Annotated in this window: 24 protein-coding genes, 1 tRNA gene and 1 pseudogene; 9 read left to right on the top strand and 17 right to left on the bottom strand. The window is 71.9% G+C overall.

Annotated features, from left to right (window positions below; all coding sequences use genetic code 11):
* Both AC07DA_RS31070 and AC07DA_RS31065 read left to right on the top strand, forming a co-directional pair.
* On the top strand, nucleotides 1-198 hold the full coding sequence (locus AC07DA_RS31070) for a helix-turn-helix transcriptional regulator (protein ID WP_358281599.1): 198 nt from the start codon (nucleotides 1-3) through the stop codon (nucleotides 196-198).
* The gene (locus AC07DA_RS31065) at nucleotides 198-1478 is read left to right on the top strand and encodes a tyrosine-type recombinase/integrase (protein WP_479131574.1); all 1281 of its coding nucleotides are present in this window, start codon (nucleotides 198-200) and stop codon (nucleotides 1476-1478) included. The genes AC07DA_RS31070 and AC07DA_RS31065 overlap by 1 nt, the downstream gene beginning before the upstream one ends.
* A gap of 454 nt (nucleotides 1479-1932) precedes the next feature.
* Here AC07DA_RS31065 and AC07DA_RS31060 read toward each other — a convergent pair whose 3' ends face one another.
* The 4 genes from AC07DA_RS31060 to AC07DA_RS31045 all read right to left on the bottom strand — a co-directional run bounded on the left by AC07DA_RS31060 (nucleotide 1933) and on the right by AC07DA_RS31045 (nucleotide 7803).
* Nucleotides 1933-3339 carry a Cys-Gln thioester bond-forming surface protein gene (locus tag AC07DA_RS31060; RefSeq protein WP_479131573.1) on the bottom strand — a complete coding sequence of 469 codons (1407 nt, stop codon included), beginning with the start codon at nucleotides 3337-3339 and terminating at the stop codon, nucleotides 1933-1935.
* 275 nt (nucleotides 3340-3614) lie between these two features.
* A complete protein-coding gene (locus tag AC07DA_RS31055) occupies nucleotides 3615-4091 on the bottom strand; it encodes a single-stranded DNA-binding protein (protein ID WP_479131572.1) in 477 nt (158 codons plus the stop codon).
* 214 nt (nucleotides 4092-4305) lie between these two features.
* A complete protein-coding gene (locus AC07DA_RS31050; protein ID WP_479131571.1) occupies nucleotides 4306-6192 on the bottom strand; it encodes a YfjP family GTPase in 1887 nt (628 codons plus the stop codon).
* A gap of 3 nt (nucleotides 6193-6195) precedes the next feature.
* Complete coding sequence (locus AC07DA_RS31045; protein ID WP_479131570.1) at nucleotides 6196-7803, bottom strand: dynamin family protein; 1608 nt, start codon at nucleotides 7801-7803, stop codon at nucleotides 6196-6198.
* A gap of 321 nt (nucleotides 7804-8124) precedes the next feature.
* Between AC07DA_RS31045 and AC07DA_RS31040 the strand changes: the two genes are divergently transcribed.
* Nucleotides 8125-8197: transfer RNA gene (locus AC07DA_RS31040), tRNA-Arg, on the top strand.
* A gap of 212 nt (nucleotides 8198-8409) precedes the next feature.
* Here the strand turns inward: AC07DA_RS31040 and AC07DA_RS31035 are convergent.
* Nucleotides 8410-8583 carry a hypothetical protein gene (locus AC07DA_RS31035; RefSeq protein WP_479131569.1) on the bottom strand — a complete coding sequence of 58 codons (174 nt, stop codon included), beginning with the start codon at nucleotides 8581-8583 and terminating at the stop codon, nucleotides 8410-8412.
* 465 nt (nucleotides 8584-9048) lie between these two features.
* Between AC07DA_RS31035 and AC07DA_RS31030 the strand changes: the two genes are divergently transcribed.
* The gene (locus AC07DA_RS31030) at nucleotides 9049-10008 is read left to right on the top strand and encodes a D-2-hydroxyacid dehydrogenase family protein (RefSeq protein WP_479131568.1); all 960 of its coding nucleotides are present in this window, start codon (nucleotides 9049-9051) and stop codon (nucleotides 10006-10008) included.
* A gap of 296 nt (nucleotides 10009-10304) precedes the next feature.
* Here the strand turns inward: AC07DA_RS31030 and AC07DA_RS31025 are convergent, their stop codons facing one another.
* The 3 genes from AC07DA_RS31025 to AC07DA_RS31015 form a co-directional block, all read right to left on the bottom strand.
* On the bottom strand, nucleotides 10305-11171 hold the full coding sequence (locus tag AC07DA_RS31025; protein ID WP_479131567.1) for a tyrosinase family protein: 867 nt from the start codon (nucleotides 11169-11171) through the stop codon (nucleotides 10305-10307).
* Nucleotides 11155-11655, bottom strand: a complete 501-nt coding sequence (locus AC07DA_RS31020) for a tyrosinase family oxidase copper chaperone (RefSeq protein ID WP_479131566.1) — start codon at nucleotides 11653-11655, stop codon at nucleotides 11155-11157. The genes AC07DA_RS31025 and AC07DA_RS31020 overlap by 17 nt, the downstream gene beginning before the upstream one ends.
* A gap of 703 nt (nucleotides 11656-12358) precedes the next feature.
* Nucleotides 12359-12976 (bottom strand): hypothetical protein, encoded by a 618-nt coding sequence (locus AC07DA_RS31015; RefSeq protein ID WP_479131565.1) that lies wholly within the window; start codon nucleotides 12974-12976, stop codon nucleotides 12359-12361.
* 541 nt (nucleotides 12977-13517) lie between these two features.
* Between AC07DA_RS31015 and AC07DA_RS31010 the strand changes: the two genes are divergently transcribed.
* Nucleotides 13518-13730: a hypothetical protein gene (locus AC07DA_RS31010; RefSeq protein ID WP_479131564.1), complete on the top strand. Its 213-nt coding sequence runs from the start codon at nucleotides 13518-13520 to the stop codon at nucleotides 13728-13730.
* 185 nt (nucleotides 13731-13915) lie between these two features.
* Here AC07DA_RS31010 and AC07DA_RS31005 read toward each other — a convergent pair whose 3' ends face one another.
* The 9 genes and pseudogenes from AC07DA_RS31005 to AC07DA_RS30965 all read right to left on the bottom strand — a co-directional run bounded on the left by AC07DA_RS31005 (nucleotide 13916) and on the right by AC07DA_RS30965 (nucleotide 19032).
* Entirely contained in the window at nucleotides 13916-14197 is a 282-nt protein-coding gene (locus tag AC07DA_RS31005) for a hypothetical protein (RefSeq protein ID WP_479131563.1), read from the bottom strand.
* A 277-nt stretch (nucleotides 14198-14474) separates the two neighbouring features.
* Nucleotides 14475-14756 (bottom strand): hypothetical protein, encoded by a 282-nt coding sequence (locus AC07DA_RS31000; RefSeq protein WP_479131562.1) that lies wholly within the window; start codon nucleotides 14754-14756, stop codon nucleotides 14475-14477.
* A 288-nt stretch (nucleotides 14757-15044) separates the two neighbouring features.
* A complete protein-coding gene (locus tag AC07DA_RS30995; protein ID WP_479131561.1) occupies nucleotides 15045-15326 on the bottom strand; it encodes a hypothetical protein in 282 nt (93 codons plus the stop codon).
* Nucleotides 15327-15589: 263 nt separating this feature from the next.
* Entirely contained in the window at nucleotides 15590-15838 is a 249-nt protein-coding gene (locus AC07DA_RS30990; protein WP_479131560.1) for a hypothetical protein, read from the bottom strand.
* Nucleotides 15839-15921: 83 nt separating this feature from the next.
* The gene (locus tag AC07DA_RS30985; RefSeq protein ID WP_479131559.1) at nucleotides 15922-16425 is read right to left on the bottom strand and encodes a DUF5949 family protein; all 504 of its coding nucleotides are present in this window, start codon (nucleotides 16423-16425) and stop codon (nucleotides 15922-15924) included.
* Between the two features lie 377 nt (nucleotides 16426-16802).
* Nucleotides 16803-17165, bottom strand: a pseudogene (locus AC07DA_RS30980) (tyrosinase family oxidase copper chaperone); the annotation flags it as partial.
* 154 nt (nucleotides 17166-17319) lie between these two features.
* Nucleotides 17320-17613, bottom strand: coding sequence for a hypothetical protein (locus tag AC07DA_RS30975; RefSeq protein WP_479131558.1), 294 nt, complete (start codon nucleotides 17611-17613; stop codon nucleotides 17320-17322).
* A gap of 199 nt (nucleotides 17614-17812) precedes the next feature.
* Nucleotides 17813-18529, bottom strand: coding sequence for a hypothetical protein (locus AC07DA_RS30970; protein ID WP_479131557.1), 717 nt, complete (start codon nucleotides 18527-18529; stop codon nucleotides 17813-17815).
* A gap of 254 nt (nucleotides 18530-18783) precedes the next feature.
* Nucleotides 18784-19032, bottom strand: a complete 249-nt coding sequence (locus AC07DA_RS30965) for a chaplin (RefSeq protein WP_479131556.1) — start codon at nucleotides 19030-19032, stop codon at nucleotides 18784-18786.
* A gap of 265 nt (nucleotides 19033-19297) precedes the next feature.
* Between AC07DA_RS30965 and AC07DA_RS30960 the strand changes: the two genes are divergently transcribed.
* The 4 genes from AC07DA_RS30960 to AC07DA_RS30945 are packed head-to-tail and all read left to right on the top strand — an operon-like array spanning nucleotide 19298 to nucleotide 24952.
* Nucleotides 19298-20464 (top strand): glycosyltransferase, encoded by a 1167-nt coding sequence (locus tag AC07DA_RS30960; RefSeq protein ID WP_479131555.1) that lies wholly within the window; start codon nucleotides 19298-19300, stop codon nucleotides 20462-20464.
* The gene (locus AC07DA_RS30955; RefSeq protein ID WP_479131554.1) at nucleotides 20461-21879 is read left to right on the top strand and encodes an exopolysaccharide biosynthesis polyprenyl glycosylphosphotransferase; all 1419 of its coding nucleotides are present in this window, start codon (nucleotides 20461-20463) and stop codon (nucleotides 21877-21879) included. The genes AC07DA_RS30960 and AC07DA_RS30955 overlap by 4 nt, the downstream gene beginning before the upstream one ends.
* Nucleotides 21876-23192, top strand: a complete 1317-nt coding sequence (locus tag AC07DA_RS30950; protein ID WP_479131587.1) for an O-antigen ligase family protein — start codon at nucleotides 21876-21878, stop codon at nucleotides 23190-23192. The genes AC07DA_RS30955 and AC07DA_RS30950 overlap by 4 nt, the downstream gene beginning before the upstream one ends.
* Nucleotides 23183-24952, top strand: coding sequence for a lipid II flippase MurJ (locus tag AC07DA_RS30945; RefSeq protein WP_479131553.1), 1770 nt, complete (start codon nucleotides 23183-23185; stop codon nucleotides 24950-24952). Before AC07DA_RS30950 ends, AC07DA_RS30945 begins: the two co-directional genes overlap by 10 nt.
* The last annotated feature ends 18 nt before the right edge of the window (nucleotides 24953-24970 follow it).

Raw genomic sequence — 24970 nt, 5'->3', positions numbered from 1 at the left:
ATGGCCTCAGAGCTGCCAACCCGGTTCCTGACGCCTGAGGACCTGGTCGAGATGTTCGAGCTGCCCAGCGTCGAGACGGTCTACCAGTGGCGCCGCAAGCGCACCGGTCCCCGCGGCTTCCGAGTCGGCCGACATCTCCGCTTCGACCCGGACGACGTACGGGCCTGGGTGGACTCCCAGCTTGGGGAGGCTGCCTGATGGCGGGGCACATCCAAGACCGCTGGTATCGGAACGAGGTCGGCCCGGACGGCAAGACACGCAAGGTCAAGACCGACCGCCACGGCACAGGCATGCGTTACCGCGCCCGCTACATCGGCCCGGACGGCACGGAGAAGTCGAAGAGCTTCCCGGACAAACAGAAGCGCTTGGCTGATGCCTGGCTGACCAACGTAGAGGCCGATATGGCCCGTGGGCAGTACATCGACCCAAGAGCCGCCCGCATCACCTTCCGTGAGTACACCGACCGTTGGCTGGCAGCCCTCACGACCGATCTCACCAGCCGGGCCGCCGTCGAAGGCAGGCTCCGCTTTCATGCCCTGCCCTACCTCGGAACGCGCCCCATCGGCTCCTTCCAGCCCGAGCACATCCGCGACTGGAACCGCCAGCTCGAAGACGCCGTGGCATCCGCCCAGTATCGACGCCTCATTTTCGACGCGGTCTCCTCGGTGCTCAACGCGGCCGTGGATGACCGTCTCCTGGCCTCGAACCCCTGCCGGGCCCGATCGGTCAAGGCACCTCGCCCCGTGCCGTCACGCGTGCATCCGTGGTCCGCTGATCAGGTCTTCGGCGTACGCGCCGGACTGCCCGAGCGCTACCGGGCCATGGTCGACCTCGGCGCCGGGTGCGGTCTGCGACAGGGTGAGATCTTCGGCTTGGCCGTCGACAACATCGGAGATCTCGGCTGGCTCTACGTTCGCCAGCAGGTCAAGAAGGTTCGCGGCACGCTGGTCTTCGCTCCGCCCAAGCGCGGCAAGTTACGAGACGTCCCGCTCGACCCGGAGGTGTCGGTCGCGCTCCGCGAGCACATGGAGTGCTTCCCGCCCGTCGACGTGACGTTGCCCTGGCTGACCCCGACCGGCCCCAAGGTCACGCACCGGCTCGTCTTCACGAGCGGCATCGGCGCAGCCATCTGGAGCCAGGCCTTCAACGACCAGGCGTGGAAACCCGCCCTCGCATCCGCCGGTATTATCCCGGCCCCCGAAAAGGGTGAGCGCTACGCACCGGCCCGCGAGCACGGCATGCACGCGCTCCGGCACTTCTACGCCTCGGTCCTCCTGGACGCCGGGGAGAGCATCAAGGCCCTGAGTCTCTACCTCGGTCACAGCGACCCGGGCTTCACACTCCGCGTCTACACCCACCTCATGCCGTCCAGCGAGACCCGCACCCGGAAAGCCATCTCCGCGATGTACCGGGCAGCCGGTCACGCTCATGACGGCCCAGAGACGCCCGACGGCCCAGAAACGGCCCAGGCTGCCTGACACGGCCCCCATCGGCGAGAAAACCGCTGGTGAGGGGCCTTTTCGTGCCCTCTCGCGGTAAGTAACACCCCATCTTGCCGTACCGCCAGGGCTGGGCGGAAACGCGTATGGGTGGGGGGCTGTGACCTGGGGGTTCATGATTGGCGCCGGATGGGTGGCTGTCTGGAACCGCTCCCCGGCGTTCCGGGGACGCCAAGCCCACGACGCGGCGCCTGCAGCGCGCCGGGCCGTGGTGCCACCGTGACCAGCAACCTCCCCCTGCTGCCTTCGGAGGCTTCACGCTGGCCCTGCTCGCCGGCCCAAGAGGACAGCAAGGCCGCCAGGCTCCCTCGCGTGGACGGACGCCGCCCCGGGGTCACATCCAGAGCCGCGCGTGCCCGCCCCCTGGAGCCAGGGGACGGGACAGCGATGCCAGGGAAGGACCGGTTACCCGGAAGCGCCTCGCGAAGCCCGGTCAGTCCCCGGCGGTCGTCTCCCTGCGCCGCAGCACGACCAGGGTCGCCCCGCCGATCAGGACCAGGCCGATGGCGGTGCCCGCGATCAGTGGCGTCAGGCCCGAGCTGCCCGTTTCGGCCAGGTTGGTGCCCGAGGCGGAGCCCAGTACGGCCGGGCTCGGCTCGACCAGGGTCTGCGTGCTGGTGGCCGGCTCGGCGCCCTGCGTCCGGCAGTCCAGCATGCCGGTGAAGCGCTGGGTGAGGCCGCCGGGACCGTGGACGGTGAAGTCGTAGGCCTGGTCCTCCTGGAGGGGGACCGTGATCGTCCTGGTCTCGCCGGGGGCGATCGTGTGCTCCAGACCGACCAGGTCGAACGTGAACGGCTCGTCACCCTTGTTCGCCGCGATGACGTCGACGCCGCCCTCGGCGCAGTTCTTCGCCGCCGACAGGGCCGGGGCGGGGCCTTCTTCGGCCCAGGTGACCCCGGCCGTCGCCGACACGGTCGACTCGCTGGAACCGGCCAGGATCTGCGTCTGGCTGCGACTCTCGGAGGCGAACGCCCGGCCGACCGGCACGGTCGTCGAGGCCTGCACGGTCAGCTCCGCCGAACCGGCCGCAGCGTCCTCGGGCACCTCGAAGAACACCTGCCCGCCGTCGGACGCCGAGGTGACCTCCTTGCCGCGCCGGTCGACGATGCGCACCCCGGTCGTGGTGGCGTCCGCGGGCGGTGTGAGCGTCGCGCCACCGGCGTTGGTGCGCACCGTCACCGGGCCGATCCGCTCACCCGGCCGACCGGAGACGGCCGGCGGGTCGAGGGTCAGCGAGGCCTGGGGCTCGGGCAGGGCGCGGGCGCTCTTCTGCAGGTAGTCCGCGAGCTGCTCGGCCTGCGGGTCGAGCGCGTCCACGGCCACGTCGTCCGAGTAGCGCCAGATCGCCACCTGAGTGCCGGCCGCGGCGTCCTGCTCGGTCAGCGCACCGCGGACCCCCGCCTTCCGGGCGAGCGCCGCGAGGTCGTTGACCTGCGGATAGGAGTTCTGCAGGATCCAGCGGATCTTGCCGGCGTCCTTGTTCACGCCCAGGGACGTACCGCTCCAGGGCGTCTCGTGGTACTTGGCGTCCCGCTGTGTGGGGTTGTGGAGGTCGACGCAGTACGTCTGCAGGGTGCCGCCACCCTCGACGGACATCTCGAACAGGCCCGCCGACACCTGCTGCTCGCCGGTGGCGCCGCGTATGACGGCGGTGCCGTAGGTCTTGAGCCCGGCTATCGTCGCGGTCGCTCCGCCCTGGCTCCGTGTCGTCTCGGCGGCGGCCGCCCGGTCGGCACCGGTCAGCGCGCCCGCGGAGACGAGCCCGGTCACCAGCGTCGTGGCGGCGAAGCGGGCCGCCCCTCGCCTGCGTGCGAACACCGCCGACAACGAAGCAAACACCACATCTCCTTCGAGCAGGACCCGTGTCGTGGGGGGACGGTCCCACCAGCAGAATCAGAAGCCTCCCTGGCCCCAAGAGCCTCGAGAGCCATGTCCGGCATCCTAGGGAGACGGCGGAGCCCGCCCGCCGGTCAGACGGTCGGATGAGTATTCCGACTCGGAATCGTTATCGCCGGGACCCCTTGTGAGCAGGGCTTATCGACAAGTCCGCCTTGGTCGTTCCGATGCACACCCGCCGATAAGCCGCAGTCCGGACAGGAAAACGGTGATTGACGTCACGTCAAGACAACGCGGTCCGGAGCCTGTTGAGAAACGACCTCCCGCCGTTCGGCCGAACCCTCCGGCGGTGTCTCCCAGTTGGGTTCGGGTTGCGTCGGCGCCCCCGCCGTGTCCTGCCTGCTCCCCCGCCGGAAGGCGGACGTGCCCCAGGCCAGGTCGTGACCGATCGCGATCGCGTCGATGTCCGCCGAGGTCCAGCTCTGTCCCTCGCGCACATCGGTGCGCACCTTGAGCCTGCCCTGCACGATCACGGGCTCGCCCACCGTCAGGGACGCCGCCGTGTTCGTGGCGAGCTGGCGGTTGGCCCACACCGTGAAGAAGTTCGTGTGCCCGTCCGTCCACGTGTTCTTCTCACGGTCCCAGTAGCGCGCGGTGACCGCGAGCCGGAACCTCGCCGACGGCCCGGACGCCATCTCCCGGTACACCGGCTGCGTCGCCACCCTGCCGACCGCGCACACCATCGTCTCGTTCATCGCGTAGCCCTCCCTCGCCCGGACTCGGCACCCGGGCCGACACGCGTACGGGCCCGCCCCGTACGGCTGTGTCTGCCAGACTGCCGCCGCCGGGCCGGACCCGCTGAGCGCTGTGGACCACCCTCCGCCTGTGGAGAACTCCGTCACCCGTGCCGGTGACGAGTTGTTCCCAAGCTCTCCTCCGGCAAGGGAAGGCAGGGACGGGCACGTCCGCCTAAGCCCCCACCACCCGCCCGTACTGCTCCCGGACCTCCCGGTACCGCAGCAGTTCCGCCGCCACCGGATCCAGCACCCGCGCCCTGCCGCATCCGGCCGCCGCCTCGCGCAGGCGCCGCTCCGCCTCCAGGCCGTAGCGCCGGCCGGGGCCGCGGGCCGCCATCCGGCAGCTCCACTCGATGAGCGGGCCGCCGACGATGCCGATCACCATCAGCAGCACCGGCACGCCCAGGTTCGGCGCCATGAACCCGATGATCTGGCCCAGCAGCCACAGCCCGCCGAGGAACTGCAGGATCGTCATCGACGCCTGGGCCAGCACAGCCACCGGCCACCACCCCGGCCGGGGCGGCCGTCCGGCCGGCACCCCCGCGCGCACGGACAGTTCGTCCAGCGCCTCGGGCAGCCCCTGCGCGCCGCGGACGGCCGCCTCGCGCACCGCCTGGGCCCACGGCGCGGGCAGTCCGGCCGAGGCCCGGTCGGCCACCGTGCGCACCGCCTGTTCGACCCGCTGCCGCGCGGTGGCCTCCTCGTCGGCCTGGGCACGGGAGGGGATCCGGCCGGTGGTGGGCTCGCCCCGGTCCTGGTACCAGCGCCACAGCCGCAGCCAGGGCGTGCCGCAGGCGCGGTTGGCGTTGCGCAGCCAGGCGCGTTCGGCCGCCTCGCCCGCCGCCGTGGCCCCGACCGCGTCCGCGAGCCGGTCGGCGAACTCCTCCCGGGCCTGTTCGCTGAGCCCGGTCCGCCGCCGGGTGGCGTAGACGGGCCTGAGCCGGGCCGCGGCGATGTCGACGTCGGCCGAGATGCGCCGGGCCGGCGCGCCGCGCTCGGAGACGAACTGACCGAGTGCCTCGCGCAGTTCCCCGACGCCGTCGCCGGTGAGGGCGGACAGCGCCAGGACGGTCGTACCGGGCTCGCCGTACTCCCCGAGGGCGATGCCGTCCTCGTCGAGGAGTCGCCGCAGGTCGTCGAGGACCTGCTCGGCGGCCTCCCCGGGCAGCCGGTCGATCTGGTTGAGGACGACGAACATGACCTCGGCGTGGGCCGCCATCGGCCGCAGATAGCGTTCGTGGAGGAGGGCGTCGGCGTACTTCTCGGGGTCGACCACCCAGATGACCGCGTCGACGAGCGCCAGGATGCGGTCGACGTGCTCGCGGTGCTGTACGGCCGCGGAGTCGTGGTCGGGCAGGTCGACCAGGACGAGTCCGCGCAGCGGCGACTCGCCGTCCGCGCTGGGCAGCGGCCGGCGGCGCAGCCGGGGCGGGATGCCGAGCCGTTCGATGAGGCTCGCGGCCCCGTCGCTCCAACTGCAGGCGATGGGCGCGGCGGTGGTGGGGCGGCGCACCCCCGTCTCCGAGATGGTCACGCCGGCGAGCGCGTTGAACAGCTGCGACTTGCCGCTGCCGGTGGCGCCCGCGATGGCGACGACGGTGTGCCGGCCGGAGAGCCTGCGCCGTGCTGACGCCTCGTCGAGCACCCGGCCGGCCTCGGACAGGGTGCGGCTGTCGAGCCGGGTGCGGGAAAGGCCGACGAGTTCGCGCAGGGCTTCGAGCCGCGAGCGCAGCGGCCCGTCGTAGACGAGCGGGGTCACCGTCGCCGGGGCGGCGGAGCGACTGTCGAGCGCGGGGAACGCCCCAGCGGTGCCGCCGGTGGTCTCGGTGACCCGGCGCGCGATGAGTCCGTCGTCCCAGGACTCCGGGGCGTCACTACGGGCCGCGCGCCCGCTCTGCGAAGCGCCGGCCGAAGCACCCGGCGAAACACCTGCGGAAGCATTCGACGAGACACCTGCGGAAGCACCCGACGACGGGCTTCCGGCGGCGCGTGACCGGTTCGCCCCGTCGTCCGGCTGATCGGCGTGCTCGGTGGGGTCCTGGTCAGTGACGGCGGTCACCGGTCACCTCTCCTTCTGCAGTACGGACAGCGCGGCGATGAGTTCGGCCTGCGGCTCGGGGTGGACGCCCAGGGCGTCGAGGGGCGCGAGCCTGCGCTCGCGTTCGGCGTGCAGGACCCGGCCGACGTGCTCGGTGAGCAGCCGTCCGGCCCGGTCGCGCAGCCGCAGCGCGCCGTGGGCACCGATCCGCTCGGCGAGCCCCTCCCCGGCCATCCGGCCCCGGCGCCCGCCGAGCAGGGAGGTGGCGACCAGGGCGGCGACCAGCTCGGGGTCCGGCGCGACGGCGCGGTCCAGCTCGCGCACCTCGTCCTCGGCGTGTTCCTCCAGCTCGCGCCGCCAGCGCCGGACGGCGAGACCGATCCGGTGTTCGGCACTGTCCGCCACGGGTTCGCGCGGGACGAGTTCGGGAGCGGCGGAGGCCGGTTCGCGCCGCCAGGCGTCGTCCACGCGCTCGTCGGCGGCGGTGACGGCGCACAGCAGCAGCGCGCACAGGCTTTCCACGAGCGCGTCGAGGAGTTCGGCGGCGGTGCAGTCCAGGGGGAAGGCGCGCCACCGCTTGAGCGCGTCCCCGGCGAGCACGGCCCCGGACTGCAACCGGCCCCGCACGCGCGCGTGCTCGTTGTCGTACGCCCCCTCGACGGCCGAGGTGAGGCGCAGGGCGGCGGCGTACTGCGCGGCGGCGGCACCGGCCAGCTCGGGCATCCGGGACTTGAGGGAGTCGAGCACGCCGTAGGCCGTACGGGCCAGCACCTGCTGCCGGGCGGCGGGGTCCTGCGCGTGGTGGACGAGCCAGTTGCGCAACTGGGCGACGGCGGTGGCCGGCAGCAGTCCGCCGCCCCAGGCGGACTCGGGCAGTTCGGGCACGGTGAAGCGCGGCACCTCGCCGAGCCCCGCCTTGGTGAGCAGCGCCCCGTACTGCCGCGACACCTCGTTGACCACCTGGTGGGGCACCCGGTCGAGCACGGTCACGAGGGTGACGTCGTACTCCTTGGCCGTGCGCAGCATGTGCCAGGGGACGGCGTCGGCGTAACGGGCGGCCGTGGTGACCATCACCCAGATGTCGGCGGCGCAGATGAGCTCGGCGGCCAGCACGCGGTTGTCGGCGACCAGGGAGTCGATGTCGGGCGCGTCGAGCAGGGCGAGGCCGGGGGGCAGGGTCTCGGCGGTCTCGACACGGAGTACCCGCGCGGGGTTCTCGCCGGGCAGCAGCAGGTCGTCCGTGGCGTCCTGCTGGGGCACCCACACGCGGGTGAGGTCGGGCAGCACCCGCATCCCGCTGAACCAGTGGTGGTCCTCCGGATGGCAGACCAGCACGGGGGTCCGGGTCGTCGGCCGCAGCACGCCCGCCTCGCTGACGCGACGCCCCACGAGGGAGTTCACGAGGGTGGACTTCCCGGCGCCGGTGGAGCCGCCGACGACGGCCAGAAGTGGCGCTTCGGGGTCCCTGAGCCGGGGCACCAAGTAGTCGTCGAGCTGCGCGAGCAGTTCGTCGCGGTTGGCACGCGCGCGTGCGGCCCCCGCCAGGGGCAGCGGGAAGCGTGCGGCGGCGACACGGTCGCGCAGGGCGGAGAGTGCGTCGAGCAGCTGAGGCCGTACGTCCAAGGTCACCACATGTGAAGAATGCCCAATATTAGGGGAATTCTGAAGCATATGAGCATGTCTGCGCGCCGACGGAACAGAAGGGGCAGAAGGGGCGACTGGGACACGGGCACAGCCGAGGGATAACGAGTGCACAACACCCGATGCGCCAGACGCCAAAAGCGGTGCACGATTCGTACCTGCCTGCGATTATCAGGACCGCTTCACCGAACCTCCACATTGAGCCACGGAGGCGAAGCAACAGGGACAAGGATGCGGGAGCCCTATCCTTGTCCCCGGCAACGTCACGGACAGGCCCACACCCGGGCACCCAGACAGAGGCCACCACACCCGGCCCCCGTAGCTCAGTGGATAGAGCAGGCGCCTTCTAAGCGCTTGGCCGCAGGTTCGAGTCCTGCCGGGGGCGCAAGTCTCCGCCCTCCCTTCTGGGAGGGCTTTTTGCTGGTCAGTGCGGCTGCCAGTCGAACCCGTACGACGAAGCCCCGGAGTCCGCCCCCGATGATCGAAGGGTGGACCCCGGGGCTGTACGGCTGCCACCGTTGTCTCGCGGGTGCCCATCGAGCAACTCACGAGGCCCGGGCGCCGGACTGCGCGCGCCGGGCTCCGGGCGGCGCGGCGTCAGGGGGTCAGCCGCAGTCGCCCCAGTCGGAGACGTCCCCCGGTGGTGCCGACCTGCCCGCCGCAGCGCACACACGACTTGTCGGCGTACACGGTCACGGGGCCGGCGTACTGGGTGCAGTAACCGGAGTCCGAGACCTTGGTCCCCCCGTTCACCGCGACCCAGGCCTTCATCAGCAGCTTGACTCCGGGAGTGCGCGAGGTGGTGATGGCGCAGTTTCAGCCGTTGCCGCAATAGAGGTCCAGCCCGCAATGGCCCGACCGGCCTTGCGACATCGAAAAACCCACTGGTGCTGGGTCAGGTTCGATTCACCTCACCCCGGAATTCCGGCGCTCGGGAGTGATCTTGGCCTCCGCACGGCTCGTGGCGGCGCTGAGCGGTCCAGGGTGGCTCTCCCGCGTGGTGCGCGGCCGCCCGCGCTCAGCCCGCAGCAGCGGTCGGCACGTGATTCTCCAAGTGGCCTCGCTTTGCCCTTCGTTTTTCTCTCCCCAACGCATTCACAAGCGCAGAGACAAAGCAGACAGGATGTTTCAGTCGCCGCACCCGCAAGCGATACGCCGGTCGAAGGGAGGCTTCCCGCGGTCGGGTCCGGGCGCGATCATGGGAGCTCTGATCACGGCCCAGGGAAGGGGCATGCCGTGCGGTTGCGCTGTGCTGTCCTGGACGACTTCCAGAAGGTGGCGACCGAGGTCGCCGACTGGTCGGTCGTCGCGGACGACGTGGAGGTCGTCTCCTTCGACCGGCATCTCGACGGCGAGGACGCCCTGGCCGCCGCCCTGGCCGGGTTCGACATCGTCGTGACCCTGCGCGAACGCGTGCCGTTCCCCGGCTCGCTGCTGGCCCGGCTGCCCCGGCTGAAACTGCTCGTCGCGTCCGGCATGCGCAACTCCGTCATCGACTACGCGGCCGCCGAGGCGCACGGCGTCACGGTGTGCGGCACGGCCAGTTCCTCCACCCCGCCGGTCGAGCTGACCTGGGCGCTGCTGCTCAGCCTCGCCCGCGGCATCCCCGAGGAGAGCAACGCCCTGCGATTTGGCGGCCCCTGGCAGAGCACCGTCGGCGCGGACCTGCACGGCCGCCGGCTCGGGCTCCTCGGCCTGGGGAAGATCGGCAGCCGGGTCGCCCGGGTGGGTCTCGCCTTCGGCATGCGGGTCGGTGCCTGGAGCCAGAACCTCACCCGGGAGCGGGCCGAGGAGGTGGGCGTGGAACTCGCTCCCTCCAAGGAGCGGCTGCTCGCCGAGAGCGACTTCGTGTCGGTCCACCTGGCGCTGAGCGACCGCACTCGCGGCCTGCTCGGCCCCGCCGAACTCGCCCTGCTCAAGCCGACCGCCTACCTGGTCAACACCTCCCGCGCGGCGATCGTCGACCAGGAGGCGCTCCTCGACGCGCTGCGCGCCGGGCGGATCGCGGGCGCCGGCGTCGACGTGTTCGACGTCGAGCCGCTGCCCACCGACCACCCGATGCGCACGGCACCACGCCTGCTCGCCACCCCGCATTTGGGGTATGTCTCCCGCGCCAACTACGCCACGTACTACGGCCACGCCGTAGAGAACATCCGCGCCTTTCTCGACGGCGCCCCGGTGCGGCGACTTCCGTGAGCTGCCATGAACACAGCACCTTTCCACGACCTTCTCCGCCTTCAGGACGGGTGGTCCGGCCGCGATCACCGTGAATCCCGACAGCGGGCGCGTTGCTCGGTGAGACGGCGGCGCCCCTGCCGCCGTCTCACCGAGCAAGAGGAGAACGTGATGTCTCGCATCGCTCAGGCAGCCGGCGTCGCAGCTACGGCTACGGCTACGGCTACTGATGCGCTGGACAATCCTGCGCACACCCTGTGCACAGCGAGGAGGCGGGCACTTGCCGCGCCGGGCTCCTCTCGTCCCACCCGGCCGCGTCACGCGTACCGGTAGATCCGCCCGTGGTCCTCCAGCTGGTCCGGTGTCACGTCCCACGGCGGCAGCCTCTCGTGCCGCGCCACGACCCGCCGGTACTGCGCACTGCCGCGCCCGGGCGGCTTCGCCGGAAGATAGCGGTGCTCGCGGTGCCGTTGCTGCCAGCGGGACCACACCAGGTCGACGAAGGCGTGGTGCATCCAGAAGACCGGGTCGTTGACGGAGGCCCCGCCGACCATGGCTCCGCCGACCCAGCGGTGCACCCTGTTGTGGTTGAGCCAGGAGGCGCTGCCCCGCCCGCTGCCCCACCCCTCCAGCTTGTTGCGGAAGCCCTCGCGAACCGTGGAGTCCCAGGGCGAGACGTCGTAGACCGGGTCCTTGAGGGCCTGCTCCAGTTCGCTCTTCGTGGGCAGCTGGATCGGGTCGCGGGTACGGCCGAGGTCCCGGGTGAGGAACTCCTCGTCCGTCACGCCCTCCGTGATGGTCCAGTTGCCCTCCGCATAGGCGAACGGCCCGGTCATCACCTGGCGGTCGGAGCGCCGTCCGGTGCCGCCGAGGAGGTCGTCGGTCCAGGGCGTGGAGGTGGCCGACCGATCGCGCGTCCAGTCCCAGTACGGCACCGACACCGACGCGTCGACCCGCCGCAGAGCCGTCTCCAGCTCCAGCAGGAAATGCCGGTGCCAGGGCAGGAAGGAGGGCGCCATGTGGGCCGTGCGCAGTCCGTCCTCGCCGTCGGAGGCGAAGTGCTGGATGTGCGTCCGCACGAACTCGTCGTACTCACCGCGCCGCTTCACCTCCAGCAGCGCCTTCACGAACCGGCGCTTCTCGCTGGTGGTGAGCGTGCTGACGTCCTTACGCGTGTACGCCATGCGTTCCCCCCTCCGGCTGTGCCGGGCCGTGGCCGGGCAGCTCACGCAGGTGCTGCCTCGGGCCGAGTTCATCGACGGCCGCCCGGGTCGCCGCCAGGGGCGTGGGGTAGGAGCGGTAGTGATCGACCATGCTCAGCCAGGTGCCGTCGGCGCGGCGCATCAGGTGCAGCGGCCGGCCGTCCACGGTGACGTGCCACTGCTCGTCACCGAGTGCCTGCTCGGGCGCGGGGACCGGCACGCCCTGGATGCGGCGGCCCCGGTAGGTCTCCTCGAACCCGCCGTCGCCCGCCCATGTGTCCGAGTTCCTGCCGCTCGTGGAGTCGGGCTCCCCGAACCGGGTGGCCGCGACGACGGGCACGGCGGCGGCGCCCAGCGCCACGGCCATCAGCCCGCGCACGAGGCCGCGCCGCGTCCGCACAGCGGTTTCGCCTCCCGCCGCCTCACGCTCGGTTCCCACCGGTACTCCGCCGGTCCCTACGACCATCCCGTACTCCTCGTGGCTCGTTCTCGGTCTCCGTGGCGCTAACAGCCCGAAGGCCCCTGCGGTCACCACTGCAGGGGCCACACGAGCACTCCCGTCACGGGCGCAGACTTCAGGCCGGGGCCAGCTCCGGCCCGTGGACGGCTCCGGTCGGGCAGGAGCCGGCCCTCGACGTGGCAAGGGCCGTCGGGCCGGCCCGGCACGGGCACGGGGGCTGCCCAGTGACCTCGGGCAGCTCTGTCGAGCGCCTCTCGGCACCGCCCAGCGGCAGGAGGACGAGGACGCGCCGACCGCGGCGCGGGGTCGCGGCGGAGCCGCCGGCCTCGACCGCCACACAGGTCATCCCTGCGGCGAGGGTTCCTCGGCGATCGTCCGCATCCGGGGTGCCGTCCCTCTCACGGAACGGTGATCCAGGTTGCGATGCGGCTGCTGGGCGGGACGCTGGCGGGGTCGTGGGCAGCATGCGCGGGTGCGGCGGCGGCGAGGGAACCGGCAAGGACGGCGGCGGCCTTCAGTCACTTCATCGGGGCCCTTCCTGAGCGATTGTTGTCACCGTGTGGGGTGAAGGTCCGGCGCCGTGCCCAACGGGGGCCGTCCGGCGCGGACAGCCCCCGTGACCAGAACCTCGTAAGAGTGGCTGGAGCAGCAGGGAGTCGTGCCGGCCGGAGGCGGCCGGCACGATGGTCTGGAGGTCGCAGTCGGGCCTTCAGGGGGCCTTCGGCAGGGAGGTCAGGCCCGCCAGGTCGGGAGCGGGGAGCTCGCTGCCGACCAGGGTGGCGGCGACGGTGTTGACGAGCCCGGTGACGACCCGGTCGACGGCCGGGGGGACCTTGGCGGTGTCGCCGGAGGTCACGGCCGTGACCAGACCATCGGTGGCCTTCTCCAGCGCAGCCAGTGCCTCGGCCGCCAGGCCCTCCGGCAGATCGGTCCGCTCCTCAACCGGAGCGGGCAGGGTGCTGGCCTGGGGCAGGGGGATGCCCGGGGTCGCGTTGCCCGTCGCACCGGCGGCCTGCCCGGACCCGGCCGTCGCCCGGGCGATGGCGTCCTTCACTCGGGTGCTCAGCTCGGCGGCCCGCGAGGGCGGCAGTTGCCCGCCTTCCGCCTGGAGCACGGCGGTCAGCAGATCGGCGACCGGGGTGAGCACACCGCCCAGGTCGCCGAGTGTCTCGACCTGGCCCAGCAGTGCGTCCGGGTCGGGGGCGCGGGTCGCCGTGTGGGTGTACTCCCGGTCCGGGACGGTATCGGCGGCCGCGGGCCCGACGACTCCGAACAGCAGCGTGGCGCAGAGCGCAGGGGCAGCGATTCGCCGTGCGGGCAGACGCATGGGGGTTCCTTTCGGTGGTGCGTCGGATCTTGTGCCCACCCACCGTGCGAGCGGAGGCAACACTCCGCAACCGAGCGAACGCGCCAGGTCAGCGGCGCGCGGGCGAGTCGGCGGTTGTCCCGCCTGGTGAGGCGGCGTGCACCCGATCCGCCCACCGGACGCCCGGCCCGCCCCCGTTCGGGGCAACGCGCACCGGCCGCCCTCCCGAGAGGGTCCACCGGAGGGGCGCTGGCCGGAGATTTGAGGGCCGGCAGCGGTCCCCGGCAGGACTCGATCCCGCGTGGGACGCGGGCAAGGCGTGAAGGGCCGGCCTGATGAACTGATCTGGCCGCTGCCCCGAGCCGCTGAGTGCCGCTGCCGTCCGGCTGCCGGGACTCGGACCGGACATCACGAGTTTCCTTGCCAGCCGAACGGCCCCAAGGCGCACTTCGTAAGAGTGAGGTATGCACCTTTTGCTCATTATTGCCCCTTCTTCAGGGCTAGCATCGCCGCGCAAGGCCTGTCCCATTCATGGGACGACGACGCACATCCCGGAGGAAATATGATCAGGAAGTTTCTGACGTGCGCGGCTATCACTGCTGCGGCCGTCGCACTGGGAGCCGGCACCGCCGCCGCGGACGAGAGGGAGGACTACGACCGTCTCGTCGCCGCCGAGAAGATGGGGGGAAGCTTCGACATTCTCAGGACCTCCTGCGGCGCCGGCATCTACAGCGGGTCCCTGGAGCGCGGCGCGTTTGTGAGCGTCACGGACTAACAGACGGAAAAGCTCAAGTCGGGTGACACAGAAAAGCCTGAGACTCCTTGATCAAAAGACCAGGAGTCTCAGGCTTTTCAGCGTATGCGCCCGGAATTCGCCCAGGAAGTCGAACGCATTACGCCGGGACCGTCCCCGAGACGACGGCCCCGACGTCACAGCGCAGTGAGTCTCGCCTACTGCATTCAGTCGATGACAGCCCCGAGGATGGGGAGGGCCGGCGCAGCGGAGTCGTCATAGACCTTCGAGCCCTGACGGATCTCGTTGCACTGGAACGTCCGAGCCTGGTCCAGGACCTCGACGGTCAGGACGTCAATGTCCTGGATGGTGGGGCAGATGTCACGGATGATCTCGATGTTCTGCGAGTAGTGGCCGTGCACCTCTTCGTCGGCCGCGGCCGGCGAGACCGCCACGCCGGTGGCAGCCAGCGTCAGCATCGAACCGGCGAGGACCTTCTTGGCGTTCATTCGTGTTGCCTTCCTTGAGCGGGATAGCCACGGCACGTAATGGTGAGTGCCGACAGCCTACTAACCGACCCCATACCCTTTGAGTTACGTACCGCGACTTGATTCATCCAGTTGCAGCAACGCCGTCGATAGCCGGAGAGAAACCCAAAAAAACGCCCCGGACCGTGCGGTGAGCCACACGGTCCGGGGCGCGTTCCCTCGACGCGGGTATTTTCCGAAGCCCCGGACGACGAGAGAAAGTTTGCGACAGGACACCGATCGAACGGCGTCCCGAGATTTAGTTGAGAACCTGACCGAGGATCGGCAGGGCGGGGGCGGACGAGCTGTCGTGCACCTTGGACTTCTGGCGGATCTCGTTGCACTGGAACGTCCGCGCCTCGTCCAGGACCTCGACGGTCAGGACGTCAATGTCCTGGATGGTGGGGCAGATGTCACGGATGATCTCGATGTTCTGCGAGTAGTGGCCGTGCACCTCTTCGTCGGCCATGGCCGGCGAGACCGCCACGCCGGTAGCAGCCAGCGTCAGCATCGAACCGGCGAGGACCTTCTTGGCGTTCATTCGTGTTGCCTTCCTTGTGCTTGATACCGCGACACCTAGTGGTAAGTGCCGACAGCCCACTAACCGGATACGTACCTTCGGGGTTCCGTGCTCCCGCCGCCATTCATCCACTTGCAGCAATAACCGTGTCGGAAGCGCACCAATACTCCGGACCGGTGCCGCGATGCTGCCGGCCCGCCGACCACAAGGGGAGGCCCCGGTGCCGCGCGGCTGTCCGCGCGGCACCGGGGCCGGAGTCTTCTCTACGAGCGGCTGCGCCCACGGCACCGGATGAACGGCGCCCGGGGCTCAGTCAACGACACGTCCGAGGATGGGGAGGGCGGGGGCGGCCGAGTCGTCGGTGACCTTGGAGCCCTGGCGGATGTGGTTGCACTGGAACGTCCGAGCCTGGTCCAGGACCTCGACGGTCAGGACGTCGATGTCCTGGATGGTGGGGCAGATGTCACGGATGATCTGGATGCTCTGCGAGTAGTGGCCGTGCACCTCTTCGTCGGCCATGGCCGGCGTGGCGGCGAGTCCGGTGGCGGTCAAGGTCAGCATCGACCCCGCGACAATCTTCTTCACATCCATGATGTTTACCTTCCTCACGTATGGCGACGTCTTCCGACGAAGACCGCAGCACCACCGCTAACCGTGGTTCCGGAACGGACGTTTCTCTAGGATTCCGTCCATCACCCGAACACCGGATTCATGCGATTTGGCGAAGAACGGTGGCGAGTGAGGCGGCCCGTCGGTCGGGTACGGACGGAGATCTCCGGTTCAACGACGGGCGGGCCGCCCGCGCCGGTGTCATCGTGAGCACCGGCGAGGGCAGCCCGTCCGAGCACGGTCGGTCAGAGCAGCCGCGCCAGCTTTCCCGCTTCCGGGAGTACAGTCCGGGCTCCTTCACCACCGGCGTCCGCCACCAGGCCCGCCGGTTGCCTGGCCGTTCCGTCGACAGCGTCGCTCAGGCCGTCGGGAGAAACGGCCGGCACGCTTCGCAGGGTGGAGGCGTCGGCCACGTCCACCGCTTGGGCGGTTCCCGTTCCTCCCCACGCCAGAGCCGCCATCGCCATCACGCCCACCTTCAGGGATCGCCCCATGAGAATTCCTTAGAGAAGTACCTTCACGGCCGGTCGCGCCCCGGGGCGCAGACCACGCATTCACGCCCTGGGGAAACGCTGTTTCAGCGCCGCAGACGGGTGACGGGGACGAGGCAGTAGGCACTGGAGGACCGGAGTTCTTCATCGGTGAGAAAACTCCGCAACTGTTCGGGACTCACATCTTGCCCCGGAGCGGCATGCGGCCACGGGCGAGTCAGGCAGATGAGACGGACGTTCCGGTTCCTGTGCGCGGCTTCCTGCCACGACGACGGCACGGGGCATTGCACACGAAGAAACGGCATGGTCAATACGGCCTGTTCCGCTTCTACCAGCAGAGAAATGGCGGTCCTGGCCTCGCCGGTCAGTTCGACCAACTGGCCGGAGACCGGCAGGCCGATTTCCTCCAGGTGCGCGCGAATGGCCGCCTCACCGGCCTCCGGGCCCTCGATCCCGTCACCGAGCGAGTACACCGTGAGAAACGGCAGTCGGGGAGTGTCGGTGGAAGGCTCGCCGGACCAGGGCACGACCGTAAGAGTCCCCAGACGAGAGCCGCTCGCCTTTGCGGGAGCGGTAGTCGAGAAAGTCATGGTGTCGGATGCTAGTGACCCGTCCCGGGTCCTTCCGGCACCATTCCACCCATTTGGCCCGCAAGCGCGCTTGTCATTCACCTCTCCGTGTCAGACGCAGCCCGCCTGGCTCGCACGCACGGTCGAGCCCGCGCATCGTCGTCCCGGCCCCGGCCGTACGTCACGCCGTACCGATAGGCCGGGCTGCGATCCTCCAGTTCGTCCGGTGTCACGTCGTCCTGCGTGGCGGTCCGTCCGTGCCGGGCAGCGCTGCCTCGGCTGCCAGCGGGACCATCGCAGAGCTGAGGACGGCGTGCGCCAGCCGGGCACCGGACGCCGACGGACGCGCCGCCCTCCATGACGCCGTCGCCCCAGCGGCGCACCTGGTTGTGGTTGCGTCAGGAGACGCTGCCGTGCTCGGGCCCACCAACGGGTCCCCCGGCGCAGCGTACGCGGCGCCGCTCGGCGCGGGTGAGGGTGCGGGCGATCGCGCGCGCGTACGCCATGACGTCCCCCGGGTGCCCGCGCCCGCCGGGGTCGTGTTCGCCATCAGTACTGGTCGCGGCCGGTTCACCGACGAGCGGGCCGACCGCTTCGAGCGGGCGGGGATACGACCGGTAGTGCGCGGCCGCACTCAGCCAGGTGCCGTCGGCGCAGCGCGTCAGGTGCAGCGGTAGGCCGTCGGCAGTGACGCGCCGGCCTTTCGAAGGGGGCCGCGGCTCCCGTACGCGGTGCCCGCGGTAGCGCTCGCTCCCGGCGGAGACGCGGCGGCCCGGGCGGGGACAAGCAGTACGCGCATCGCGTCCCGCCGGATGGCGAGGTGGTCCCCGTGGCCGTCACCGCCCGGGACTGCGGCACCTGCCGCGGTGGTTCGGGGCAGGACAGTCCACCACCGGCTCGCCGAGGCCGCGGACGTCAGCCCTGCAGGGGGAGGCCGCCGAGCAGCCCGTTGCCCGACTTCGACTGAGTGGCGGCGCCCGTCACGGTGTCCAGCACGGAGTCCTTGCTGCCCGGCTTCACGGCACCGAGGACGTTGGGCTGGTGGTGGAGCGGCACCACGTGGACCGGGCCCTTGGAGAACGTGTCGACGGCGTCGGCCAAACCGGGGGACGTGCGGGCGCCGGTGGGGTACTGGGCGGCGAACGCGGGCGCGGCTGCGCCGGCGAGGACTACAGACCCGGCGATGAGGACGGCGGCCTTCTTGTTCATCGTGTCTCCTTTCTCGGCGACTAATGTCGCGAGGGACATCTGTTGCCGTGCCTAACGACATCGGTGCCAAGCGGAAACTCCGCGTCCGGGAAAATCTCGCCCTTTTCCTCCTTACAGGAGATGGCAGCAAGGGGGCGTGAAATCGGGCCGTCGCGCCTGCCGGGGCAGGGCGCGACGGCCACGGGAGACGGGACCGGTGTCAGGAGTCACCGCGCGCCGGGGCATACGGTGCGCCCACGCCCAGGATGGCGGCGACAGCATCGCCGAGGCTGTCCACCACGTCGGCGATGGCCGAGCCCAACTGCCCCACCGGGTTCGAGGCGCCGGTCTTCCCCAGAGCATCCATCTTCGCCTGCAACTCGGCTGTCGCGGCGGTCGCCTGGGCCTGCGCCGGAGACAACCACGCGGGCAAGGCGGTGACGGGCGTTGTGGCGTTCGGCGCCGTGACGGCCGGGGGCTGTGACCAGACGCCCGCGTTCGCCCAGTCCCAGTCGTCGATCGCGTCCTCCGCGTCCTCCGCGTCCTCCGCGTCCTCCGCGTCCTCCGCGTCCTCCCTGTCCTCGTCGTCTTCGTCGTCCGGGTCGGTGGCGACGTACCCCCCGGACGCCCCGGCCTTGGCGAGCGCTTGCTCGATGGCCACGGTGAGCTGGTCCGTCTCCCGGGGCGTGAGCCGCCCGCCGTCCGTCTCCAGCAGGGTGCCGAGCAGCTCGGTCACGGGCTTCACGAAGCCGCCCACCCCCGCAGCCTGCGCCTGGGCGTCGAGTTCGTCGAGATCGGATGCGAGCCCGTGCGCCGCCGTGTGGGCGCGCTCGTCGGCCGGGGCACCGTCGGCCGCCGTCGCCACCGGTCCGGTGACCCCGAGCAGGAAGGTGGCACAGAGTGCGGAAGCGGCGGTTCGCCGTGCGGACAGAAGCATGGGGAGGTCCTTTCGGTGGCGCGGGGGCTCCTGCGTTCACCGTGGGACCCGCCTTCGCTCCCTGCAACCGTTCCGTCACGCCGTGTGGCGGGGACTCCCCGCGCGGCCATCACATCGCCGCAGGTGGGAGCGGTGTGTCAGGGGTTGCTCGTCGGATCGTCGCCCACACCCCTTCGGGGGGCGCAGGGCCGCAGCGCGCCGGCCGCCCCGCGGGAACCGCGAGGCGGCCGGCCGGGTCGGCGTCGTGGCCGGGGTCAGCCGGCCTTGCACTTGTTGCCGAACGCCGGGTTCAGCAGACCGACGACGTTGATGGTGTTGCCACAGACCTGGACCGGGACGCTGACCGGGGCCTGCAGGATGTTGCCCGACAGCGTGCCGCCGGAGTCGGCGGTGACCGCCTGAGTGTTGGCGCCGCCGCCGTGGGCAACGGCGGCGCCGGCGGAGCCCGTCACCGCGGCGGCGGCGACGGAGGTCAGGACGAGGCCCTTGGCGATACGCGACATGAAGAGGTGCTCCTCGGGGGTTGACACGAACACCCGGGCGGAATGCCCGGCGCAGTGTGAACGCGAGCGAAGCACAGGGGTTGTGCGCCAATGGAGTGATCGGCCGGATCCATCGCCTTGACCCATCCGACACACTTATCCGGATTCACGCCATTGGTCACGTTTGTGATTAGAGTTCAGGCCGATCGACGCACCCCTGGTGCCACCGCAGTGAGGCGCGTTCCCGCCTGTTTCCAGCGCCGACCGTGAGCGAGGAAGTCGCGCGATGCATGTGCCAGCAACCGCCCCTCCCCCACGCATCCTGCACATCACCCAACCGGTCGACGGCGGAGTCGCCCGGGTGGTGACCGACTTGACGCGAGCGCAGCTCGCCGCCGGACTGGACGTCGCCGTCGCCTGCCCGGACAGCGCACTGGCGGTCGCGCTTCGTGCGCTCGGCGCCGACGTACGGCTGTGGCCGGCCACGCGCTCACCGGGGCCGTCGCTCGCCGTGGAGGTGGTGCGGCTCGCGCGCGTCGTCGCCGCGGTACAGCCCGATCTGGTGCACGCGCACAGCGCCAAGGCCGGGCTCGTCGGGCGCCTGACGGTCCGGGGGCGCATCCCCACGGTGTTCCAGCCGCACGCCTGGTCGTTCGAGGCGGTGGGCGGCACCACCGCGGCGTTCGTGCGGGCCTGGGAGCGGTGGGGCGCCCGGTGGGCGGCACGGGTGGTGTGCGTGAGCGAGGCGGAGCGTCGCACCGGCGTACGGGCCGGAATCCGCGGCCGGTGGACGGTGATCCCGAACGGCATCGACCCCGACCGCTTCCGTCCCCCCGCGTCTCCCGCAACCTCGGCCGGCCTTCGGACACCGCTCGTGGTCTGCGTCGGACGACTGTGCCGGCAGAAGGGCCAGGACGTCCTGCTGGCGGCCTGGGAACGGGTCCTCGGGCGAGTGCCCGGGGCGCGGCTGGTGCTGGTCGGCGACGGGCCGGACCATGCCCGGCTGCGGTCCCTCGCGCCCCGGTCCGTACGGTTCGCTGGAGCCGTCGCGGACCCCGCTCCCTGGTACCGGGCCGCCGACCTGGTCGTCCTGCCCTCGCGCTGGGAGGGCATGGCCCTGGCCCCGCTGGAGGCGATGGCCTGCGGCCGGCCGGTGGTGGTGACGGACGTGGCCGGGGCCCGTGAGGCCCTGCCGACGACACTCGTGGCGCACTGTGTGGTGCCGGCGCAGGATCCGGCGGCGCTGGCCGAAGCCGTCACCGCTCTGCTGCTCGACCCGCCGCTGCGGTCGTCGCTGGGCCGTCAGGGGCTGGCACACGTCCGGGCCGCACGGGACGTGCGGCTGACGGCCGGGGCCGTCGCGGCGGTGTACAGGGACCTCCTCGGCGGCGGATCCGACGCCTCGGGGCACTCCGCCACGCCCATCGAGTACAGGGAGGCCATCCACTCGTGACCGCGGAAAGCACCGTCTCCAGCACCACCGGGCAGGCACGCGACCTCGGGCACCCCCCGGTCTCGGTCCTGCCGCCGCGCGCCGCGTCCGGGCCGGCGTTCCCCGCCGGACGTCCGGCCGCCCATTCCGCCTCCGCGGTGCCGCTGCTCGTCGTGGACGCCGCTGCCGCCCTGCCGGCCGCCCTGGTGGTGCCCGGCGTGCCCCACCCGCCGCTGTTCGCGGCTGTTCTGGTGGCCGCCACGCTGTTGTTGTCGCCGCACCGGACGGGGTGGGTGCCCGGTGTGCTGGAGGAACTGCCCGTGGTGTGCGGCCGGATCGCGGTGGTCTGGCTGGCGCTGGCCGCGCTGGCGGCGGCCTGTGGTACGCGGTACGCGCTTCCGGCGACGGCCCTGGTGACCGGCTTCGCGGCGCAGGCCGCGATGGCCTGCACGGGCCGCGGTGCCGTGCACCGGCGACGCCGTACGGCCCTGCTGAACCGTCCGCACGCCGCCCTCGTCGTCGGACCGGCCGCGACCGCGCGGCGCGTGGCCGCCGCCCTGCTGCGCCACCCGCAGTGCGGGGTGCGGCCGGTGGGGATCGTCGCCGGCGACGCGGACGGCACCCAGCCGTTGCCCGTACTGGTCACGGACCAGGAGGTGCAGCGGGCCGTCGTGCAGAACGGGGTCCGCCACGTGCTGGCCGTGCACCCTTCGGCGCGGGTGCACAGGGCGCCGCTGCTGCGGGCGCTGGCCGAGTCGGGGTGCGCGGTCTGGGAGGTGGACGGCGACTTCCCGTCGGGTGCGAACCAGGAACGGCTGGCCGGCTTCCCCTGCCGGCGGCTGGCACCGGCAGGGCCAGTGCCGGGCCGGGGCAAGCGCATGCTGGACCTGGTGGTGTCGGGTCTGTTGCTGCTGCTGGTCAGCCCGCTGCTGCTGGCCTGCGCAGTGGTACTGCGGGTCAGCGACGGCCCCGGGGTGGTCTTCCGCCAGGAGCGGATCGGGCAGGGCGGGAAACCGTTCACACTGCTGAAGTTCCGCACCCACCGCCCGGCCGACGCCCACGAGTCGGCGACCCGGTGGAGCGTGGCGGACGAGCACCACATGTCCTGGTTCTGCCGTTTCCTGCGCCGCACCTCGCTGGACGAGCTGCTCCAGCTGTGGAACGTCTTCCGGGGGGACATGAGTCTGGTCGGACCGCGCCCCGAACGTCCTTACTTCGTGGACAAGTTCAACCAGAGCCACCCCGGTTACGCCGCCCGCCACCGGATGCCGGCCGGGATCACCGGGCTGGCGCAGATCCACGGACTGCGCGGGGACACCTCCATCGAGGACCGGGCCCGGTTCGACAACGCCTACATCGACACCTGGTCGCTGTGGCAGGACGTGTGCATCCTGCTGCGGACGGCCGCCACGCTCGTGCACCCCACGGGGAGCTGACCGTGGCGGGCCACGCCTTGATCCTGTCGCCGCCGCGCGCCCCGGCGCTGTCGGCCGTCGTGCCGGTGATCGGTGTGGTGATCGTGCTCGCCCTGCCAAGTACGCCGGGCGAGGGTGGCGGCGCGCACCCGGCGGACGCGGTGTCGGCGGTGCTGGTGCTGTGGTGTGCGGTGCGTCTGGTGCGGGAGCGGCGGCGCCTGTCGGCCCGGCGGGCGGCGCTGCTGCTGGGGCTGCCGGTGGTGGGGCTTGCGATCGCCGCCATGGGGGCGCCGTCCGCGGAAGCCGCGCTCACCGGGTTCGGCCGCTACCTGCAGGTCTTCGTGCTCGTCCCGGCCGCTGTGCTGCTGCTGGTCCGCGACCGGCGCGACGTACGGCTGCTGGCCTGGTCGCTGGTCGGGCTGGCGCTGTGGCAGGGGGCGATCGGCGTGCACCAGTACGTCACCGGGACCGGGGCGTCCTACCAGGGTGAACCGGTGCGGGCCGTGGGCACGTTCGGCCCGCAGGACGTGATGGGGATGGCGACCGTCACCTCCCTCGGGCTGGTGTGTGCCGCCGGACTCGCCCTGGGGAGGGACTCGCTGCGGGAGCGGGTCGTCGCGGCCGGGTGCGCGCTGGTGCTCTCGGTGCCCCTCGCCCTGTCCTTCAGCCGGGGAGCGTGGATCGCGACGGCTGTGACATGCGCGGCGCTGCTGCTGCTCACGGGGGTGCGGCGGGCGCTGGCGGTGGGGGCGGCCGTGGTAGCGGCGGGTGTGGTCCTGGTGGGCGGGCTGGGGCTGGGCACGGCGATGCTGCAGGAGCGTGTCGACAGCATCGCGCGGGTCGCTGACGCGCCCGACCAGTCCGTGACGGACCGTTACGCGTTGTGGGCGGCGGCGGTCGCCATGTGGCGCGAGCGTCCGTTGACCGGCGTCGGCCTCAAGGGTTTCCCTGAGCACCGGGACGCGCACGCGTCGCCGGCGCTGTCCTCGGGCAGCGACACGGCCGGAGCGGGTGCGGCGTTCCGCCGGCAGCCGCTGCTGTCACCGCACAACATGTATCTGCTCGTCCTCGCCGAACAGGGCCTGCTCGGGCTGCTCACCCTCGCGGGGGGCTGGCTGGCGCTGCTGGTGTGCGGGGTCCGCCGGCTGCTGCGCCGCGCGGCCCGGCCCGACAGCGGCCTGATCGCGTGCGGACTGCTGACGTGGCAGCTCACGAACTTCGCGTACGCCGACATCGGCGGTCCCTCGACGGTGCTGACGGCCGTGTCCTTGGGGCTCGCCGCCCGGTGGGCGACCGGTGACGACGAGGAGGAGGTCGCGGCACGATGGCGGTGACACCTCTCCCGGCCGAGGGCGCGGGCGCGCCGGTGGTGACGGGCGGCGGGCCGGGCATCGGCACCGCGCCGCGCGTCGAGTGCGCCGGGGCCACCGAGGACGGTGTACCGGCGGCCGGGCCCGTCTCGCCGGACGAGGCGGGCGCGCGGCCCGGGCCGTCGCCGGGGCTGGCGTGGGCGGCCCTGCTCACCGCCGCGCTGTCGGTGGCCGCCTCGGTACTGGGGCTCGTGCGGGACCAGGCGCTGGCCCGGCTGTTCGGGGCGGGCAGCGGGACGGACGCGTTCCTGGTGGCCTGGACCGTGCCGGAGTTCGCGGCGACTCTCCTCATCGAGGACGGCCTGGCGTTCGCGCTGGTCCCGATGTTCAGCCTGGCCCTGGCGCGCCACGCGCGGGGCGCCCCCGGCGATCCGGTCCGCACCCTGGTCACCGTAACCCTGCCCCGGCTGGCGCTGGCGTTCGCCGCGGTCGCCGCGGTCACCGCGCTCACGGCCCCCTTCCTGGTCCGGGTGCTGGCGCCCGGGCTGCCCGACCATGCGCTCGCCGTGGACTGTACGCGGCTCACCGCGACGTGCGTGCTGACCTTCGGGCTCGCCGGGTACGCCAGCGCGGTGCTGCGCGCCCACCGTCGCTTCCTGGCTCCGGCGGCGATCTACGTCGCGTACAACACCGGCATCATCACCACGATGTTCCTGTTCGGCGGGGACTGGGGGGTGCGCTCGGCGGCGGCCGGGGTCGCGGTGGGCGGCTGCCTGATGGTGGCGGCCCAGCTTCCGTCCCTGCTCGGGCAACTGCGACGGCGGGGAACGACGCGAGCGGCGACGAAGGGCACCGGGGGAGGCGGCGACGCGCGGCCCCTCACCCTCGCCCTGTTCGGCACCGTCCTGCTGTTCGCGCTGTGCCGGCAGTCCCAGGTCCTCATCGAACGGTTCCTCGCCTCCGCCCTGCCCGCCGGCGCCATCTCGCACCTGAACTACGCGCAGAAGGTCGCCCAGATCCCGATGACCCTGTCGCTGATGCTGTGCACGGTCACCTTCCCGGTGGTGGCGCGGGCCCTGGCCGACGGTGACACCGAGCGGGCCCGCACCAGGGTGGAGCGAGACCTGGCGCTGGCCGCTTGGCTGGTGCTGCTGGGCGCGGCCACGGTCGTCGCCTGTGCGCCGCAGCTCGTCGGGCTCCTCTTCCAGCGCGGTGCGTTCACCGCCGCGGACACGGCCGCGACCGCGGGTGTCATGCGTGTCTACGCCGTGGGGCTGCTCGCCCAGACCGTCGTCGGTGCGCTGGCCCGCTGCTACTTCTCGGCGGGCCGCGCCAGTTGGTACCCGCTGGGCGCGATGGCCGTCGGCGTCACCGCCACCGCCGTCATCGGCGCCTGCGCCGTGGACGCCTGGGGCGTGCGTGGCATCGCCGCCGCCAACGCCGCCGGCATCACCGTCACGGCGGCGCTGCTGCTCGCCGGGATGGGGCCGCGGAGCGTCCCGGTGCGCACCGGCCGTGTCCTGGCCGGACTGGGCCGGACGGTGGCCGTGGCGACAGTGGCGACGGCGGCGGGCGCCGCGGTCGCCGCCCGGTGCACCGACCCCCGCGTCGGTCTGGCCGCAGGCGCCGCGACGGTCACCGCCGTCCTCGCCCTGGCCGGTCCTGCCCCGGGCGTCCACGGGGCCGCGGTGGCCCCGTGTTTCCTCCGTTCCGTCTCACGAAGGCTCCCGTATGGCCGTTTCCGCAGGTGCAGCGAATCCCCCCGGTCTCGCAGGCCCCGTTGACGGGCGGGCCGACACCGG

The organism is Streptomyces sp. NPDC044921 (assembly GCF_056432865.1).
This window is presented reverse-complemented; position numbering and strand designations above follow the sequence as displayed.